The organism is Meiothermus ruber DSM 1279, from assembly GCF_000024425.1.
Taxonomy (GTDB): Bacteria; Deinococcota; Deinococci; order Deinococcales; family Thermaceae; genus Meiothermus; species Meiothermus ruber.
On record NC_013946.1, the window covers coordinates 439,525 to 457,286 of the forward strand.

A 17,762-nucleotide genomic window follows, 5' to 3' on the forward strand; every position below is an offset into this window, starting at 1 on the left:
TGGCAGACAGCGGGGTGGCTATTTTTTGGGGTACGATTCCCAGCATGAAGGTTTCGGTGCTGTTGCCGGCGGCCGGTTCGGGCGAACGAATCGGGCGGGGGCCCAAGGCTTTTTTGCGGGTGGGTGGGAAAACCCTGCTGGAATGGGCCCTCGAGGGTTTTGCCTGGGCCGATGAGGTGGTGGTGGCCCTCCCCCCGGGTTTTCGGATGGATGGCCTGAAAACCGTTCCAGGCGGACAAACCCGCCAACAGAGCGTGTTTAATCTGGTGCAGGCAGCCACCGGCGAGGTGGTCTTGGTGCACGATGTGGCCCGGCCCTTCGTGGTACGGTCGGCGGTGGAGCGGCTGCTGGAGGCCGTCCGGGCTACAGGCGCAGCCAGCCTGGTGGTGTCGGTGCCCGACACCCTGGTGCGGGAAGAGGCCGGGCGCTACGGAGAGGTGATCGCTCGCGAGCACCACCGGCTGGTGCAGACCCCCCAGGGCTTCCGCCGCGAGCTGCTATGGCAGGCCCACCAGCAGGCCCGGGCGGCCGGGATCGAATTTACCGATGATGCGCAGTTGGTTCGCTGGTTGGGTCATCCGGTGGTGCTGGTGGAGGGCGACCGTCGGATGTTCAAGGTGACCTATCCCGAAGACCTGATTCTGGCAGAAGGGTTGGCGCAGGTATGGAACTGCTAGCCCCGGCCAAGGTGAACCTGGGTCTTTCGGTGCTGGGCCGCCGCCCCGACGGCTACCACGAATTGCACACCCTGTTTGCAGCCCTGCGGGTGGGCGACCGCCTCTGGGTGGAGGCCATTCCCGAGGGAATTGAGCTGGAGGTGTGGGGCAGGGGCCTGCCCGCTGATACCAACAACCTGGTATACAAGGCGGCGCAGGCTTACCTGACGGCTGCTGGCTGGCCCGGTGGGGTGCGGGTGGTACTGGAAAAGAACCTGCCCCTGGCCGCGGGGCTGGGTGGGGGTTCCTCCGATGCGGCGGCGGTGCTGCGGGCTTTATCCCAGCTCTATCCATCCGCCCTCGAGCTGCCGGGGCTGGCCCTTGGGCTGGGGGCCGACGTGCCCTTTTTCCTGGGGCCGGGCCTGGCCGAAGGGCGGGGGGTGGGTGAACGACTGACCCCCCTGCCGCCCATCCGGGCTGCGCTGGTGCTGGTGAACCCGGGCATTGCGGTTTCGGCGGCTGAGGCCTACAAGGGCCTTACACCCGAGATGTGGCAGCCCGAACTGGATGTGGCGGGGGTGGTGGAAGCCATACAGGTGGGGGAGGAGCCCCCTTACTGGAATACGCTCGAGCGCTCCGTATTTCGCCTGCACCCCTACCTCGAGGCCCTCAAACAAGAGCTGTACCGCCTGGGGCTCAGGGGCGTGCTGATGTCGGGCTCGGGTTCTACCCTGTTTGGGCTGGCCCGTGATGGGGCCGAGGCCGGGTATCTGGCTGGGGTGCTGCGGGATAAGCACCCTGGGTTCTGGGTGGTCGCTACCGAGACCGTAAGCTAAGCGCTGTACATTTGATGGTGTAAGCCGTATTATCCGGGCGTCATCGGGGGTGCCTGGGCAGCCCAGGCTGAGAAACACCCTTTGAACCTGATGCGGTTTGTACCGCCGTAGGGAGCATGACGCGGAACCCTCCCGATGACATGGAGGGATTTTTTTATGTACAGAACCCCAAAAGCTGGATGGTTGGTTGGGTTAGGTGCGCTGCTACTGCTGACGTTTGGGCTATGGCCCGCACGGGCGCAACAAACCACCCTGACCGTCCTGACCCACGATAGCTGGAGCCTCGACAAGAACCTGGTTGCCCGCTTCGAGCGGGAGAGCGGTATTCGGGTTCGCTTTCTGAAGGGCGGCGATGCCGGCGAGATGCTCAACAAAGCCATTCTGAGCAAAGGCGCCCCCATTGCTGATGTGATCTACGGCTTCGATAACACCATGCTCTCGCGCGCCCTCGAGGCTGATATCCTCCAGCCGTACCGCTCGCCGGAGCTGGCCAACCTGCGCCCTGAACTCCGGATTGACCAGACCTTCCGGGCCACGCCGGTGGACTTTGGCTATGTGGCCCTTAACTACGACCGGGATTTCTTCAAGGACAAGCCCCTGCCCCAGCGCTTCGCCGACCTGGCATTGCCGGAATTTGCCGGGCTGTTGGTGGTGCAGAACCCGGCTACCAGCTCGCCGGGGCTGGCTTTCCTGCTGGCCACCGTGGCGGCTTTTGGGGAGGATGGTTACCTGGACTTCTGGGAAAACCTGCGCAAGAACGGGGTGCGGGTGGTGAGCGGCTGGAGCGAGGCCTATTACACCCACTTCACCCGGGCCGGCGGCGACCGCCCGCTGGTGGTCTCGTACAGCACCAGCCCGGCCGCCGAACTGTACTACAGCGAGGCCCAGCCCAAGCCCACCGAACCCCCCACGGCCAACCTCTTCTTGCCCCGTAGCTCGTTTTTCCAGGTGGAGTATGTGGGCATTTTGAAGGGTACGCGCAATCTGCGGGCGGCCCAGCGCTTTGTGGACTGGCTGGTTTCTAAGCCCGTACAAGAGAACATCCCCACCCAGATGTGGGTCTATCCGGCCCGGCAGGATGCCAGGCTGCCGGAGGTCTTCCGCTTTGCCCAGGTGCCCCCTGAGCCAGCCCGCCTGACGCCTCAGCAGATCGCAAACAACCGCGAGCGCTGGATTCGTGAGTGGACGCAGGTGGTGGTGCAAGGGCAGACGGCACAGGCGGTAAAGGCGCGGCGTTAGGTTGGCTGCGGGTATGGCAAAGGCCTCCCGCGCCGCCTCCTGGCTGGCCCTGCCGGTGCTGGTGTTCCTGGCCCTGGCGCTGCTGTACCCTTTGGGGCGCATTGTGGCCCTGGGCCTGACCGAGGGGTTTATCGCCACGCTGGGAGATCCCTACTACCGCTCGAGGCTGCTCTGGAGCCTGGCCTATGGCCTGGGTTCCTCCTTGCTTTGTATTGGGATGGCCCTGCCCCTGGCCTACGCTTTTCGCTACCGCTTCCCGGGCCGGGACTTCTGGCTGGCCTTCTCAGTGGTGCCCTTTGTGCTGCCCACCCTGGTGGTGGCCATGGGTTTTTTAAGTCTGGTGGGCCCCCGGGGTCTGCTGGGCATCAACCTGTACGACACCCCCTGGATTCTGTTCTGGGCCAGCCTGCTCTATAACCTGGGCCTGGTTTTGCGCCCCTTGGTGGCCCTGCTGCCCATGCTGAGCACCCCCCTGCAGGCAGCCCGCACCCTGGGGGCCAGCCCCATACGGGCCTACCTGCGGGTGGGGATACCCCTTTTGACCCCGGCCCTGCTGTCCGGCGGAAGCCTGGTGTTCTTGTTTAGCTTTACCAGTTTTGGTGTGCCCCTGCTGCTGGGAGGGCCGGGGTGGGCCACGCTCGAGGTAGCCACCTATCAGGCCCTGGCCCAGCGCCTGGCCTTCCCGGAAGCCAGCGCACTGGTACTGATGCAGCTCGTGGTGACCGGCCTGGTGCTGTGGTTGTACCTGCGCTTGCAGACGGGGTGGGTGGTGGGGCTCGAGGGCGCCGAAGCCCCTCTACCCCTCATGAGGGGCCGCGCTTTGGCTCTGGCCATCGGTGTGGCTGGGGTTTTTTTGCTGCTGTATAGTCCCTTGCTGGCGCTGGTATGGCGGGCACTGGAGCGTCCTGGGGCCTGGCTATCGGTGTGGCGCAACCCCGACTTTACCCCAGGCCTGCTGGCCTTGCAAAACACCCTGGCCTTTGCCGGGGTGGCCCTGCTGGGGGTGCTGCCCGTGGGTTTTTTGTACGCCTATGCAGTCTGGCGGGGGGCCCGCTGGCTGGATGGGCTGGGCCTGCTGCCCCTGATGGTCTCACCGGTGGCCCTGGGCCTGGGCTACCTGCTGGTCTACCCCGGGCTTAGGGGCTCCATCTGGCTTTTGATAGGGGCCTACATCCTGCTCAGCTACCCCTTGCTCACCCGCACCCTGTTGCCGGCCCTGCAGGGGCTGCCCCAGGGGGTGCTCGAGGCCGCCCGGGTGTTGGGGGCCTCACCCTGGCGGCGGTTTATAGGGGTGGAATGGCCCCTGGTTCGCCCCTCGACCACCGCCGGCCTGGCCCTGGCCCTGGCGGCCATCCTGGGGGAGTTTGGGGCCACCCTCACCCTGCAACGCCCGGAATGGGCCACCCTGTCCCTGGCCATCTACGAGCGCCTGGGCCGGCCTGGGGCCACCCCCTTTTACGAGGCGGTGGTGCTGGCGGTGGCGCTGATGGCGCTGTGCACGGTTTTGCTCCTGGGGTTGCAGAAGGGCACCTGGGAGCGCTGATTCTTCCCCAAGAAAACGCTATTGACTGCGCGGGGCTAAGCCCGCACCTCCCGCCGCTGGAAGAGCACGTAGGCCACGGCGAAGAGCCCTATGGTGAGGGCGATCAGGCCCGTAAGCTGCGGCCAGGCCAGGAGGAAGCTCTGCCCCAGGGGAAGGGGTGAGCCCAGCAAGGCCCCCTCGAGCTGGCTGATGAGCACCGGCCCCAGGCTGCGCACCCCAGGGTTGAGCAGGGCCTGAATGGCCTCGGCGTACAGGGTGTTGGGCGAAAGGCGTGAGAAAGCCAGCAGGGCCTCGGTCTGGCGCAGCTCGCTCTCGGGGTTGAAGGGGTCGAAAGGGGCCACAGCCTGGGCCAGCAACTGGGCAATGATGCCCCAGAACAGCGCGAAGAAGAGCCAGACCGCAATGGCCGCCAGCGCCGAGGTGGCGGCGCTGCGGAAGAGCACCGAGGTGACCAGGGCAATCCCCAGCCAGACCCCGGTATAGGCCAGGGTGGCCAGCAAGAAGAGCAACGCCCGCGCGACCTCCTCGCTGCTGGGGGGTACGCCCAGGAAGATCAGGCTCAGCCCCACCACCAGCAAAAACAGGGCCAGCAGGATCAGGGCTATAGTAGCCAGCCCGGCTAAAAACTTGCCCCACAGCAGGGCATCGCGGTAGATGGGCTGGGCCAGGATGCGCGAAAGGGTGTTGCGGCTGTACTCACCGTTGATGGCATCAAAACCCAGGGCAATGGCGGCCAGGGGCAAAAAAAAGCTCAGGAAGGCCACAAACGAGGGCAGCGGATCCTGGGCCGCAGTAAAAACCCGCAGCAGGAGGAAGGGGTCTTCGCTGATGGTCTGGCGCAGGGTCTGGGCCCCGGCATAGACCGCCCCCACCGCCGAGAGCAGGATGAGCACCTCCAGGATGCGCATCCGGGTGCTGCTCAGGTGGTCGGCCATCTCCTTGAAGAAAACTGCCCACAGCCCCGTCCAGGGCGAGCCTTCACGGCGACGCGAGGTAGAGCTATGCTGCATGGCGCACCTCCTGGAAATAGCGGGCGTACACCTCGTCCAGACTGGGCTGCTCCAGCACCAGGCTCTGGAGGGCAGCCCCGGCCTCGAGCACGGCTTTAGCCACCTGGGGGCGGATGTCCTGGGTGGCTTCCAGCCGCAGCCCCTGCCCCTCGGCCTGCACCCGGCTCACCTCGGGCAGGGCCTGAAGCCGCTCGGCCAGGCCGTTTAGGGGGGTGGCCTCGAGGCGGATGCGGTAGGCACCCCCCAGAACCCGCTGGGCCAGCTCCTCCACCCGTCCCTCCAGCACCAGTTTTCCCTTGTGGAACAGCCCCACCCGGTCGCAGATGGCCTGCACCTGGTGCAGCAGGTGCGAGGAGAGCAGCACCGTAATGCCCTCGGACTTAAGGCTGCGGATAATCTGCAGGAATTCCTGGGCGGCCTCGGGGTCCAGGCCCAGGGTGGGCTCGTCCAGGATCACCACCTTGGGCTCTTTAAGCAGCACCTCGGCCAGTCCCAGGCGCTGGCGCATACCCCGCGAAAAAGCACCCACCGGGCGGTGGGCCACCTCGGTCAGCCCCATGCGCTCCAGCACCCGCTCCATGCGGGCCTTGGCCAGGGCAGGGGGCAGCCCGTTGAGCCGGGCGATGTAGGAGAGGTTCTCCCAGGCGCTCATCTCGCCATAAAACCCCACCGAGTCGGGCAGGTAGCCCACCTGCCGCTTGAGCGAGAGCGGTTCGCGCGCCGGGTCGAGGCCCAGCACCCGCACCTGGCCCGCGCTGGGCTCGGTGAGGCCCAGGAGCATCAGGATGGTGGTGGTTTTGCCGGAGCCGTTGGGGCCCAGCAGGCCATACACCTCGCCTGCCTCGATGCGGAGCTCGAGGCCCTCCACCGCCACCACCCTGCCGTAGCGTTTGGTTAGGCCTTGGGTCTCGATGACCATGGGCCCTCCTAGCGCCGCCCAAAGCGTGAGACCGCGAACCCCACCGCACCGACCGCCACCGCAATCAGGGCCACCCCGATCAGCCCCCACAGGGTGGAGGTCTGCACGGTCACCCGGTAATCGGCCGAGGCCTGGGCTCCTTCGGCGCTGGCCCGTAGGGTCAGCATGTAGTCGCCTGCAACGGCCCGGGAGGAGGGCTTGATGCGGGCGGTAACCTCCGACTCGGCCCCTGGGGCCAGCCGCTCGATCTTGTCGGGCTCAAACCTGACCTCCCAGCCCGAAGGCTCGCTGGCGGAAAGCTCGAGGTTCTCTGCCGGGGCGCTGCCGTTGTTCTTGACTACCAGCTTGATGGGGTTCTCACGCCCGGCATAGGCCCGCCCTGAGAGCCGCTCCTCCGGCGTGGAGAGGCTCAGCTCGACCTGGCCGGTGATATCCAGGTTCACGGCCAGCTCGGCCTTGGCCTCCCCGGCCAGGGCCCGCAGGGTAACGGCATAAACTTTGGCCTCCACCTGCCTGGGGGGGGTGACCTGAACCTCCAGATCGCGGCTTTCCCCGGCTTTTAAGGGCAGGCTGTTGATCTCCTGGCCGCCAAAGGCGGTGCTGAAGCTCACCCGGAAGTTCTCGGGGGCGTCGGCCTCGAGGTTGACCAGCAAATCCTGGTCGCTCTCGTTTCGAAGGGTAACCCGGTAGCGGAAGCTGGCGGTGGGGGTGCCTTTGAGCACGGGGAGCTCGGTCTCGAGGGATAGCCGCTTGGGCAGCACCTGGCCCAGCGTGAGGGCAATGGGGAGCTCGGCCCGTACCCCGCTGCCCTCGGCCACCAGCCGGAAGCGGTAGGTGCCGGCTCGCACGTTTTGCGGCGGTTCAAGCCGCAGGGAAAGGCTCTGCTCTCCATCGGGCAGCACATACACCGCGCCCACCACCCGGCCCCCGCCCAGCAGGCTGGCCTTCCAGCCCGGGGCCAGCTCGGCGACCCGCACCTGCACGGTCTGGGGCGGCAGGTTGTAGCCCTTGAGGGTGATGGGTAGGCTGATGGTTTCACCCAACCGCACGCTTTGCGAGGGGTAGGGCGTGTACAGGGCCAGACCACGGAACCCCTGGGCCAGGCCCAGGCTCATCATCAGCAGCAAGAGCGCAAGTAGGCGTGGCATGCTTCACCTCCGCACGAAGTTTTTCACCTGTGAATCTAGAAAAGAAAGATGAAATGTACATTAAAAGCATAACGATACTTGACAATATTATGCTCAACTTTTATAATAAGCGACTGTAGGGAATCTGATAACAAAGCCCTACGAAAGGAGGTTTCAGTATGCTGGACATTGTTCGGAACGTACCTGTTCAGACGATGCCTCTGCGGAGCTGGAATCTCTCGAGCGTAAACGACTTCTTCCATGAGTTCGACCGGCTCTGGAACGAGGTGACGACATCCCTGGGCAGCGCATGGCCCGCTGGTGTCTACCCCTACGATCTTTACGAGACTGGGGACAGCCTGGTGCTGGAGATGGCGGTGCCGGGCCTGCGCAAAGACGACCTCGAGGTACGCCTGGAAGGCAACCGGCTGACCATCCGGGGTACTTACCCAGAGGCCCAGGGCAGCGATGAGCGCCGCTACTGGTCGCGGGGTCTGCCGCGCGGCAGCTTCGTGCAGAGCCTGACCCTACCCGCCTCGGTGGAGGTGGACAAGATTCAGGCCACCATCACCGATGGCCTCCTGCGCCTGACCCTGCCCAAGGTGGAGCAGGCCCGCGTGCGCAAGATCGCCATCAGCGCGGCCTAAGCAAGCCGGCTTTTCTCAAAGCGCAGCTCCATAGCTCATGGAGCTGTGTCATTTTTTAACTTGCAGGAGCCCGGCGAGCAGAGAAATCAGCACGGCCAGCCCCGCTACCGCCATAAAAGATACCCGCAGCGAGGTCACCTGGGCCACCAGGCCGATCAGGGGCGGCCCGCTCAAAAACCCCAGGTAGCCCAGCGTTGCCACCGAAGCCAGCGCCACCCCGGGCTGCACCCCCGGCACCCTGCCGGCGGCGCTGAACACCAGGGGAAACAAGGTGCAGTAACCCAGCCCGATCAGCACAAAGCCCAGCATGGCGACCTCGGGGCGGTTGGTAACAAGCGTGGTTATGAAACCGCTGGCGGCCAGCAGGCCACCGGCTCGAGCCATCGCCACCGGCCCAAACCGATGTATGAGGGCGTCGCCGCTCAGGCGGCCCACCACCATGGCCACCGAAAACGCCGAGAAGGCCAGCGCGGCCACGGCCTCGCTGGTGCCCATCTCGTGCTTCATGAATACCGCGCTCCAGTCGGCCACAGCCCCCTCGCCCAGGCCGGTGCAGAACACGATCAAGCCCAGGCCCAGCAGCACCCCTCGAGGCCAGACAAAGCGCGGCCCGCTCGCGGCTGGTCGAACCTCGAGCAGGTATCGAGTGGCCGCCAGCATCAGCAGCCCCGTGACCAGGGCCGTCCAGGCAAAGAAGGGCAGCGGTGCCAGTCCGCCCGCTGCGGCGGCCCCTCCCAGGGCGGCCCCTACCAGGCCCCCCAGGCTAAACAGCGCATGGAAACTGGACATAATGGGCCGGGTGTAGCGTTTTTCAACCTCCACGGCCTGGGCGTTCATGGCGATGTCCATGGCCGCGTTGGCGAAGCCAAATACAAACAGAGCCAGGCCCAGCGCCCAGCCGTTGGGGGCCAGGGCCAGCAGGGGTAGCGCGGCGCAGTTGCTCATGGCGGCCCAGGCCAGCACCGGTCGGCTGCCCCAGCGCGCGATCAGCCAGCCGGTTAGGGGCATGGCCAGCACCAGTCCGATGGGGCCTCCCATCAGCACCAGGCCCAGCTCGCCGGCGTTCAGGCCTAGCTGCTGCTTGATGGCCGGAATGCGTGAAACCCAGGCGGCCAGCACCAGACCGCATATAAAAAAAGTTACATAGATGGCCTTCCGAGCCGGAGCGAGTTGATTGGGGGCTGCGGTACTCAACGGGTGTTCCTTTCTTGACGCATCGTCTCTTAGCGGGTCAGCCGTTCGATGAGGGGGCGGTGTTGCGGAAATTGCTGTACCAGGGCTCCGCGTTGGGCCAGCTCGAGGTCGGCGAACTCGAAGCCGGGGGCCATGGTGCAGCCTACCAGCGCATAGCTTCCAGGGGTGTCCAGGCTGGCGGCCAACCAGCAGCCGGCAGGAACCGTCGCCTGGAAGCGGTGCCCTTTGCTGGGATCAGGGCCCAGGGATAGCGACGAAAGCGTGCCTTGGGGTGAGATGAGCCACAGGGTCAGGGGAGCGCCGCTGTAGAAATGCCAGACTTCGTCGCTTTTGAGCCGGTGAAAGGCCGAAAAATCGGGGTGTTCGAGCAAAAAGTAGATGGCCGTGGAAAAAGTCCGCGGGCCGTCAAAACGGGGGGGTAGGTGAGGCTGCGCGATAAGCTCGCTGGATACGTAGGTCTGGCGATAGAAGCCACCCTCGAGATGGGGTTGCAGGCCAAGGTGCTCCACCCAGAATTTAGCGCTATACATGAGCAGCCTCCGGTTCACCGCTGGCGACGGCGCCTGTTTGCAAAGATCCGACCGCTATCAGGCCAGATGCCGTCGGCAATGAGATGCAACCATTGCGAGGCATAATACCCCAGAACCAGTGCCCAGATAACCTCCTGGGGTGGGGCCTTGAAGTGGGGTTGCAGGTGGATGTTCAGCCCCAGGTAGCTCGAGAGGGTGGTGAAGAACCAGTACACCAGCACGCCCATTGCGCCCAGGTACAGAATCCGGGTTAGGGGGCCCACCACCCAGGTGTGCGAAAGACCCCGATGGGTAAACATCCAGCCATAGGGCACCCAGAGCCAGCCCATCCAGCCCCAGCGCCCCTTGGCCCGCACCTGTTGCTCAGCCAGATCTAGGTCGGGGGTGATGAGGAAGGTTCCTAGCAGGTAGCTGCCCATAAAGGCCACCGCCACCGGCTGGGGAACCTCGAGGTCTTGCCGATAGACCCAGTAGGCGGCTGTGGCCAGTCCTAAGACGCTGAGATTGATGGCTTCGTGAACGCGACCCGAAGGCACGGCTGTAGTTTACGTGTTTGGGGGAATAAGAGGGGCTCTTGATTCCCAATTGACCCTGGAGCGGCATCCCGGGTAGAGCGGCGATAAATTTGTTTTTATCAGAAATTTTGCACCAATATAGCAAATGGCGAAATCTGGAAAATCTAGAAAAATGCTGTTTTGAACAGGTTTAAAAACACAAACGGCTGCCTGGAAAAACCGGTCTCATCTTTAGCCTTCGGGGTTCTGGTAGACTTTGTAGCCGTGACCGTGGAGGCTCGGACTGCCCCCAAACGCGAAGCAATCCTCGAGGCAACCATCCGAGTGTTGAGGGATCGGGGGTTGTCGGGGCTCAAAGTCGAGGAGGTAGCCCGGGAAGCCGAGGTCGGCAAAGGCACGGTTTATCTCTACTTCCAAGATAAACAAGACCTGCTCAAGGCGCTGGTGGAACACCACACCTTTACCTACTACCGCAAGGTGGAGGAAGTGGTGAGCCGCGGTGGCCCCTTTCGTGAGCGCCTGGCCGAGGTGCTGCGACTTCGGGTGGACTGGGTGGAGGAGTGGCGCGGTTTGTGGGCGGCTGTAGCCCGAGAGGCCCAGCCTGAGGACACCACAGGCTGGCTCAGGGGTATGCACGAGCACTACCAGCGCTTGCTGGAGAGGCTGGTGCAGGAAGGTAAAGCCAGGGGGGAGGTGCGGTCTGAACTCGACACCTGCCTGACCGCCGCCAGCATTGCGGCCCTGGCCTGTAATCCCCAGCTCGAGTTTCCACGGGAAGCCTACCTCGAGCACCTGCTCGAGGTACTACTGAAAGGAGTGGCGTTGTGAGCGAATACCGTCCAGGAGACAAGGTTGTTTTGCCGCCGTATGGTGTAGGAGTGGTGGCGGGGATCGCCCAGCGTTCGGTGGCTGGCTCGGACAGAGCCTATTATCAAGTTGATTTCCCTGGAACCCGCTCGAAGGCTTATGTGCCCGTAGAAGCGCCGCAAACCACCCGTTTGCGTCGGGCCTTGTCGCCGGATCAGGTAAACGAGATTCTAGCCTTGCTACAAGAAGGCCGACTGCCCCTGCCCCGTCAGTGGGCTGCCCGCCACCGCAAGACCACCGAGATCCTGGCCGATGGCGACCCTTTCCGCATTGCCACCCTGGCCGGTCAACTCCGGGCCTGGGAACTTGAAAAGGGCCTGCCCGATCTCGACCGTCAAGCCCTTCGCCGGGCCATGCACCTTCTGGCAGAGGAAATTTCGCAGGTGCTCGAGATCACCCTCGACGAAGCCCGCAAGCTCTTCGAAGAAGCCGTGGGCGAGAGCCTAAACTAAAAAAGCAAAACAACGCCAATCGGTAGGGCCGGCCGGCCCTACCGATTGATCTTAACAGCACTAGGCGCCGTACTTTTGCAGCTTGCCGGCATGGGCTAGCAGCAAGGGCATCAGCTCCACCCCACGCAGGTGGCCCAGGCTGCCTCTGGCGGCCTCGTCCTCGGTGAAGCGCTGGGCGGCGTCGTTGCGGAGGTAGGGGCCATAGAGCAACAGCGGCACCGGGTGCCAGGAGTGGGCTTTCAAAACCGAAGGGGTGGAGTGGTCGCCGGTGATGGCCAGCACATCGGGCTTCAGGGCCAGCAGCTCGGGCAACAGGTGGTCAAAAAGCTCGACCTTATGCACTTTTTCTTCAAAATTACCGTCCTCGCCGGTGCTGTCGGTTTTCTTGAAGTGCAGATAGAAGAAATCGTACTTGGCCCAGTTTTCCTGTAGGGCCTTTACCTTGCCCTCTGGAGCGTCTTCCACCCCTTCCACCGGCAGCACCTCCATGCCCACCAGGCTGGCTACGCCTTTGTACATGGGGTAGCTGGCCACACAGGCCGCGTTTAGCTTGTAAACCTGGGCCATGCCGGGGAACCTGGGCTTTTCGGAGATGCCCCGGAAGAGCGCCCCGTTGATCTGCGGCTCGTCTCGCAATACCTCCTGGATGCGGGTGGTAAGGGTGTTGAGCACGCTGGCGGTTTTGGCGCTGGCGGTGTCGCCGGCCTCGAGGGCCTGGGCTTGCAGCGGGGCCACACCGGTTTTCTGGGGGTCGGTGTCGCTTACCTTGTCGCCCAGCCCTTCCCCACGCAAAATCACCACAAAGCGATGCTCGCTCTCGGTGTAGAAGGTTACCTGGACGCCGTTAATCTCGCGGATGGCGGTTTTCAGTCTGTTCACCACACGCACATTCTCCGCGTCGCTGGGGCGGCCTGCCCGGCGATCCTTGACCAGCCCGGCGGCATCCAGGGTGGCAAAGTTGCCGCGCACCGCCACGTCGCCGTCTTTGAAGTCGGCCCCAATCCCGATGGCCGAGAGCGCCCCGCGCCCCACCAGGTACTTGAAGGGGTCGTAGCCAAAGAGCGAGAGGTGGCCGGGGCCGGAACCGGGGGCCAGACCGGGGTAGACCGGGGTCAGGAGCCCCAGGGCGCTCTTCTGTGCCAGGGCATCCAGGTTGGGGGTATGCGCTGCGGCCAGCTCGGTGGGGCCGCCGGGGGTCTGGGGCAGGCCGCCTACGCCGTCCAGCACAACCAGGAGAATCTTGGTGGGGGTTTTTTGCGATAGCTCTGTGAGGATGGGGAGCATGTCCATGCGCCCATTCTACCGAGGGAGTAGCTGTGCGATAGATACGTGGGCCAGGTGCATGGCAGGTAGAGCCCTCAGTAAAAGATGGGGGGCCGGCTCGACATCCACTCCTCGGGTAGCAGGCTGTACATGTAAAAATCCCAGGGCTCTCCCCGGATCCAGCGCCAGCGGCGCAGAAGCCCCTCGCGCTGGAAGCCCAGTTTTTCCAGCGCCCGCTGCGAGCGGGGGTTATGCACGTGGGCAATGGCCTGGATGCGGCGCAGATCCCAGGGCCCAAAGGCAAAATCGAAGAGCACCACCTTGGCCTCGGTGTTGATGCCACAGCCCCAGTAGGGCCGCCCCAGCCAGGTCTCGGTCTCGCCCAGCTTGTTGGGCCAGTCCAGGTGCAGCCCGATCACCCCCGCCGGCCTTCCCTCGGCCTCGATGATGAAAAAACCCTCCTTGGTCTGCAGATGCCCCAGGTACTGGTAGGTTTCGTCGGGGCTCTGGTGGGGGTTCCAGTAGACAAAGGGGGCCATCTCGGGGTCGGACATCAGCGCGAACAGCGCCTCGGTGTCCTCGAGCCGAGGGGGGCGGAGCAGAAGCCGGGGGCCGCGCAGTTCCATGTGTTCCTAGCATACGCAAAAAGACCCGCCGAAGCGGGTCTTGGGGGTTGCCAGGTTCCTTACGGACGGTCAATGGTGATGACCGGTGAGATCCAGCTCTCCCAGTCGGCGGGGTTGCTCATCCTGCCGGTGGGCTTGAGCACCCGCAGTTGCAGCTTGTACTGCCCATCGGGCACAGCCTGGAACTCACTGGGCACCGGTATCTTGTTGCCGTAGACATCTTCTTTAGCGTACCTGGTGATGCGGGTGCCGTCCCAGGGAATGGCAAAGAATCCGTTGGCGCTGGAGTTGCGCGGGATGTACTCGCCGTAGTCGGCCCGGCTGTACTTGGGATGAATGGGGGCGTTGGTGGCCGCGTTCAGAATCACCATCTCGTAGACCTGGGCCCCGTGCTCGAAGTGGGCCAGCACCACTGGCAGGTCGTTGCCCTGCAGGGTGAAGGTGCCACCGCTGGGGAGCAGGTCGTAACCGGTGCCGGCGGCGTTAAGCTTGCCGAGCAGGGGGAAGCCTGCGGAGGCCGGGGTCAGAATCTGCACCGCCTGGTAGCCGCCCTGCATTCCTACGTAGGGCACGTTCATCATGAGGCCCGCGCCCACCGGCTGCAGGAGGATATAACCGCCAAACAGGCCCTTGTTGGGTAGGCCTGCGGGCGGGGTGATGGTGACCGTAAGCACGGCCTCACCCCGGGCCGGTACGGTGACCTGGGTGTGGCTAAAGCTCACCGTGGCTGGGGCAATGGCAAAGCTGGGGCTGTAGATGCTGCCGAAGGCCGAGGGGCCGGGCAGGTGGACGGGCCGGTAGATGAGCGGCACGTTGCTGCGGTTCTTCAGCACTAGCCGCTCGGTGTGGGTGCCGGCTTTCTCGGCAAAGGAGATGGCCGAGGGGGTCACGGTCACCCGGTTCTGCACCGCCGCCACGATGTCAATCATCCCTGCGCCCTCGCGGTAGCTGGTCTCGGGCAGGCCGGAGCTCGGGGCCAGGGCGAAGAGCTTGGGCATGGCGGTGTTTTGCAGGTACTTGCGCACCTCGCTGGGTTTTTGTGGGCCCCAGAAGGCGGGGTTGCCTTCTAGCAGCAGTGCCACCGCGCCGGCCACGTGCGGGGCCGACATCGAGGTGCCGCTCAGGATGGCGTAGCTGCCCTGCTCCAGGGGTACCGCCGAGCGGATCAGGCCACCCGGAGCGCCCAGGTCGGGTTTAAGCTTCAGATCCTGGCTCAGACCCCAGGAGCTAAAGCTGGAGATCAGGTTGCCGGTGGGGTTGCTGACCTGGGTGGTGTCGGGTGTCCAGGTGAGGGTGGTGGGGCTGGTCAGGCCGCGCAGGGCCAGGCCATCGGCCTGGGAGATGCTGATGCCGAACTTGCCGGCCACACCGGCCACCCCACCGCCGGCAAACAGGCCGGGGGCGTTGTTGTGGATGATCACGCCCACCGCCCCAGCGGCCACGGCTTTCTGGTACTTTTCGTTGAAGGTGCAGGCCCCGCGTTCCATCAGGGCCACCTTGCCGTTGGGGTCGGCCAGCAGGGCATCGGCGTTGCAGCCCCGGCCCACCCAGACCACCTCGGCGCTGGTGCCGCTGGTGGGGGGGGCTTCGGCCCCGCCCAGCACCAGGTAGCCCAGCGGGGCCCCGGTGGCATTGACCACAGCTTTCTGGGCATTCACCGCAATGTTGTCGAAAGAGGCTACGCTCAGCACGCCCTCGGTGGCGGCAGGGTCGCCGGTAGCAAAGAGGCCCAGGTTGCCGTTGTTGCCGGCGGAGGCCACCACCACGGTGCCGCGTTTGACCATCTTGGTGATGGATTTGCCCAGCACGCTCCAGCCGAAGGGGGAGCCCAGGCTCATATTGACCACGTCCATGCCGGCGGTCTCGGCCCGCTCGAGCGCGGCCAGGATCACGTCGTCACCGGTGGAACCCTCACAACCAAACACCTTGTAGGCGCCGAATTGAACCCCTGGGGCCACGCCGGTAATTTGGCTGTCCTTACCGCCCACAATCCCGGCCACATGGGTGCCGTGGCCGTCGCAGTCGTCGGGGTTGGGGTCGGGCACGGGGGTGGACTTCGCAGGGTCGGAGGCGTCGTAGGCATCGCCCACGAAGTCGTAGCCGTCCACGATTCGGCCCGCAAAAGCGGGGTGCTCGAGGTCGATACCCGAGTCGATGATGCCCACCTTGACCCCCCGCCCGGTCAGGCCCAGGTCGTTTTGCGCGATGTCGGCCCCGGTCTGGGTGATGGCGCTGGCCAGATCGGGGTTGGCTGCCTCACGCGGGGGAAGTTTGTAGGTGCCGATGGGGTAGACCCCTTCCACGCCTGGCAGGGTGTAGAGCAGTTTGCGGTTATTGCCCGGTACTTCTACGGAAAAGCCGTTGAAAAGCTGAGTGTAGGCGAACAGAATCTTGACCCCGGCGGCCTGGGCGGCCTGGCGGAAGGCGGCGTGCTGGGCCTGGATGCTCTGTAAGCTGATGCCGTCGCTTACAGCACCCCCGGAGAGCTCCACAAACCAGCGGGTGGGGGTTTCATCTACCATTGGGCTGGCGGGGGCCGGGGGTAGGGACGCGATGACCTCGAGGCTGGGTTTGCTGCTCCTGGGGCCCCCACAGGCTGCCAGTAGAGCCGACATCCCGACTAGCAAAAGTAGCTTTCGCACACGAACTCCTTTTGGGTTTTTACGCAGACAAAGCTTTTATTGACCTGTTCCCACGAACTTTGCTTAAATAGCCAATAGTCAACCAATCAACCCCCCCTTTCTGAGAACTCTCTGTGAAGACATCTGCAATCCTATCGCTTTTAGTGCGGGGAGAGGGTAACCCGCCACAGTTACTTAGACGTTTCATCAAGACGGGATTCGTTACAGCTTATTTTTTTATTGCCAGCACCGAATTGTGCGGCATCGGCTATGATGGGTCGGTATGGCGAAGGACAAAGGCCTCACCCCACAATCGCAAGACTTCAACGAGTGGTACAACGAGGTGGTGCTCAAAGCCGATCTGGTGGACTATGGCCCGGTGCGCGGCACCATGGTGGTCAAGCCCTACGGGTACGCCATCTGGGAGAACATCCAGCGTGAACTCGACCGCATGTTCAAGGAGACCGGCCACCAGAACGCCTATTTCCCCCTCTTCATTCCCATCAGCTTCCTGCAGAAGGAAGCCGAGCATGTGGAGGGCTTTGCCCCGGAGCTGGCTGTGGTGACCCAGGCCGGTGGTGAAACCCTGGAAGAGCCCCTGGCGGTGCGCCCGACCTCCGAGACCATCATCGGGCACATGTGGGCCAAGTGGATCCGCACCTACCGCGACCTGCCCCAGCTTTTGAACCAGTGGAACAGCGTGGTGCGCTGGGAGCTGCGCACCAAACTATTCCTGCGCACCACCGAGTTCTTGTGGCAGGAGGGCCACACCGCCCATGCCACCCAGGAAGAAGCCGAGGAGGAAGCCCGCCGCATGGCCGGGGTGTACGCCACGGTGCTGCGCGACTGGTGCGCCATTCCGGGCTGGGAAGGCCCCAAGACCGAGTCGGAGAAGTTTGCCGGGGCGGTCTACTCGATTAGCTACGAGGCCATGATGCGCGATGGCAAGGCCCTGCAGTCCTGCACCTCGCACTACCTGGGCCAGAACTTCGCCAGGGCCTTCGATATCCAGTTTCAGGACAAAGACCAGCAGAACAAGTACGTGCACACCACCTCCTGGGGCTTCACCACCCGGGTGGTGGGGGCCCTCGTGATGACCCACGGCGACGACAAGGGCCTGATTCTACCGCCCCGCCTGGCCCCCATCCAGGTGGTGATCGTGCCCATCTACAAGGCCGAGACCCGCGAGGCGGTGCTGCCGGCTGCCGAGCGGCTTTACCAGGAGCTCAAGGCCGCCGGTATCCGGGTGCACCTCGACGACCGCGACCAGTACAGCCCGGGCTACAAGTTCAACGAGTGGGAGCTGAAGGGCGTGCCGCTGCGCCTCGAGCTGGGCCCGCGCGATGTGGAGGCCGGAACCGCGGTGCTGGCCAGCCGCCTGGGGGGCAAGGAAACCCTGCAGATCTCCGAGCTGCTGGGCCTGCTGCCGGCCAGGCTCGAGCAATTCCAGCGCGACCTGTACCAGCGGGCGCTGGAGTTCCGCGACGCCCACACCTGGGCGGTGGACAGCTACGAAGCGTTCAAAGAAAAGGTCGAACAGGGCTTCGTGAAGGCTTTCCACTGCGGCGACAAAGAGTGCGAAAAGCAGATCAAGGCCGAGACCACCGCCACCACCCGCTGCATTCCCTACGACGAGCCCGAGGCCCAGGGAAGCTGCGTCCGCTGCGGTAAGCCCAGCGCTTATGGCAAGCGGATTCTGTTCGCCAAGGCCTACTGA

General features: G+C 64.4%; 17 protein-coding genes and 1 riboswitch. Of the genes, 8 read left to right on the forward strand and 9 right to left on the reverse strand.

Annotated elements, in window-relative coordinates:
• The first annotated feature begins 44 nt into the window (after window positions 1-44).
• The 4 genes from ispD to MRUB_RS02315 all read left to right on the forward strand — a co-directional run bounded on the left by ispD (window position 45) and on the right by MRUB_RS02315 (window position 4,274).
• Window positions 45-677 (forward strand): 2-C-methyl-D-erythritol 4-phosphate cytidylyltransferase, encoded by a 633-nt coding sequence (gene ispD / locus MRUB_RS02300; protein ID WP_013012749.1) that lies wholly within the window; start codon window positions 45-47, stop codon window positions 675-677.
• On the forward strand, window positions 665-1,492 hold the full coding sequence (ispE, locus tag MRUB_RS02305) for a 4-(cytidine 5'-diphospho)-2-C-methyl-D-erythritol kinase (RefSeq protein ID WP_013012750.1): 828 nt from the start codon (window positions 665-667) through the stop codon (window positions 1,490-1,492). The genes ispD and ispE overlap by 13 nt, the downstream gene beginning before the upstream one ends.
• A 35-nt stretch (window positions 1,493-1,527) precedes the next feature.
• Window positions 1,528-1,624: riboswitch (TPP riboswitch) on the forward strand.
• 24 nt (window positions 1,625-1,648) lie between these two features.
• On the forward strand, window positions 1,649-2,731 hold the full coding sequence (locus MRUB_RS02310) for a thiamine ABC transporter substrate-binding protein (protein WP_013012751.1): 1,083 nt from the start codon (window positions 1,649-1,651) through the stop codon (window positions 2,729-2,731).
• A 13-nt stretch (window positions 2,732-2,744) separates the two neighbouring features.
• Window positions 2,745-4,274, forward strand: a complete 1,530-nt coding sequence (locus tag MRUB_RS02315; protein WP_013012752.1) for an ABC transporter permease — start codon at window positions 2,745-2,747, stop codon at window positions 4,272-4,274.
• Window positions 4,275-4,309: 35 nt separating this feature from the next.
• Here the strand turns inward: MRUB_RS02315 and MRUB_RS02320 are convergent, their stop codons facing one another.
• The 3 genes from MRUB_RS02320 to MRUB_RS02330 are packed head-to-tail and all read right to left on the reverse strand — an operon-like array spanning window position 4,310 to window position 7,351.
• Window positions 4,310-5,284, reverse strand: coding sequence for an ABC transporter permease (locus MRUB_RS02320; protein WP_013012753.1), 975 nt, complete (start codon window positions 5,282-5,284; stop codon window positions 4,310-4,312).
• A complete protein-coding gene (locus MRUB_RS02325; protein ID WP_013012754.1) occupies window positions 5,274-6,203 on the reverse strand; it encodes an ABC transporter ATP-binding protein in 930 nt (309 codons plus the stop codon). The genes MRUB_RS02320 and MRUB_RS02325 overlap by 11 nt, the downstream gene beginning before the upstream one ends.
• An 8-nt stretch (window positions 6,204-6,211) precedes the next feature.
• Window positions 6,212-7,351, reverse strand: coding sequence for a COG1470 family protein (locus MRUB_RS02330; protein WP_013012755.1), 1,140 nt, complete (start codon window positions 7,349-7,351; stop codon window positions 6,212-6,214).
• Between the two features lie 158 nt (window positions 7,352-7,509).
• Between MRUB_RS02330 and MRUB_RS02335 the strand changes: the two genes are divergently transcribed.
• Window positions 7,510-7,977: an Hsp20/alpha crystallin family protein gene (locus tag MRUB_RS02335; RefSeq protein ID WP_013012756.1), complete on the forward strand. Its 468-nt coding sequence runs from the start codon at window positions 7,510-7,512 to the stop codon at window positions 7,975-7,977.
• A 48-nt stretch (window positions 7,978-8,025) separates the two neighbouring features.
• Here MRUB_RS02335 and MRUB_RS02340 read toward each other — a convergent pair whose 3' ends face one another.
• From MRUB_RS02340 to MRUB_RS02350, 3 genes are read right to left on the reverse strand one after another with little or no spacing between them, the layout of a single operon-like run.
• Window positions 8,026-9,171 (reverse strand): MFS transporter, encoded by a 1,146-nt coding sequence (locus MRUB_RS02340; protein ID WP_013012757.1) that lies wholly within the window; start codon window positions 9,169-9,171, stop codon window positions 8,026-8,028.
• Between the two features lie 29 nt (window positions 9,172-9,200).
• Window positions 9,201-9,701 carry a cupin domain-containing protein gene (locus tag MRUB_RS02345; protein WP_013012758.1) on the reverse strand — a complete coding sequence of 167 codons (501 nt, stop codon included), beginning with the start codon at window positions 9,699-9,701 and terminating at the stop codon, window positions 9,201-9,203.
• 14 nt (window positions 9,702-9,715) lie between these two features.
• Window positions 9,716-10,237: a metal-binding protein gene (locus MRUB_RS02350; RefSeq protein ID WP_013012759.1), complete on the reverse strand. Its 522-nt coding sequence runs from the start codon at window positions 10,235-10,237 to the stop codon at window positions 9,716-9,718.
• A gap of 243 nt (window positions 10,238-10,480) precedes the next feature.
• On the opposite strand from MRUB_RS02350, the gene MRUB_RS02355 reads away from it, so the two are divergent.
• Both MRUB_RS02355 and MRUB_RS02360 read left to right on the forward strand, forming a co-directional pair.
• Window positions 10,481-11,044, forward strand: a complete 564-nt coding sequence (locus tag MRUB_RS02355; RefSeq protein ID WP_036198252.1) for a TetR/AcrR family transcriptional regulator — start codon at window positions 10,481-10,483, stop codon at window positions 11,042-11,044.
• Window positions 11,041-11,535 (forward strand): CarD family transcriptional regulator, encoded by a 495-nt coding sequence (locus MRUB_RS02360; protein WP_013012761.1) that lies wholly within the window; start codon window positions 11,041-11,043, stop codon window positions 11,533-11,535. The genes MRUB_RS02355 and MRUB_RS02360 overlap by 4 nt, the downstream gene beginning before the upstream one ends.
• A 60-nt stretch (window positions 11,536-11,595) precedes the next feature.
• Here MRUB_RS02360 and MRUB_RS02365 read toward each other — a convergent pair whose 3' ends face one another.
• The 3 genes from MRUB_RS02365 to MRUB_RS02375 all read right to left on the reverse strand — a co-directional run bounded on the left by MRUB_RS02365 (window position 11,596) and on the right by MRUB_RS02375 (window position 16,066).
• Window positions 11,596-12,825, reverse strand: a complete 1,230-nt coding sequence (locus tag MRUB_RS02365; protein WP_013012762.1) for a 2,3-bisphosphoglycerate-independent phosphoglycerate mutase — start codon at window positions 12,823-12,825, stop codon at window positions 11,596-11,598.
• Window positions 12,826-12,893: 68 nt separating this feature from the next.
• Window positions 12,894-13,424, reverse strand: a complete 531-nt coding sequence (locus tag MRUB_RS02370; RefSeq protein WP_013012763.1) for a GNAT family N-acetyltransferase — start codon at window positions 13,422-13,424, stop codon at window positions 12,894-12,896.
• Window positions 13,425-13,483: 59 nt separating this feature from the next.
• Entirely contained in the window at window positions 13,484-16,066 is a 2,583-nt protein-coding gene (locus MRUB_RS02375; protein ID WP_013012764.1) for a S8 family serine peptidase, read from the reverse strand.
• Window positions 16,067-16,328: 262 nt separating this feature from the next.
• On the opposite strand from MRUB_RS02375, the gene proS reads away from it, so the two are divergent.
• Window positions 16,329-17,762 carry a proline--tRNA ligase gene (gene proS, locus MRUB_RS02380; protein WP_013012765.1) on the forward strand — a complete coding sequence of 478 codons (1,434 nt, stop codon included), beginning with the start codon at window positions 16,329-16,331 and terminating at the stop codon, window positions 17,760-17,762.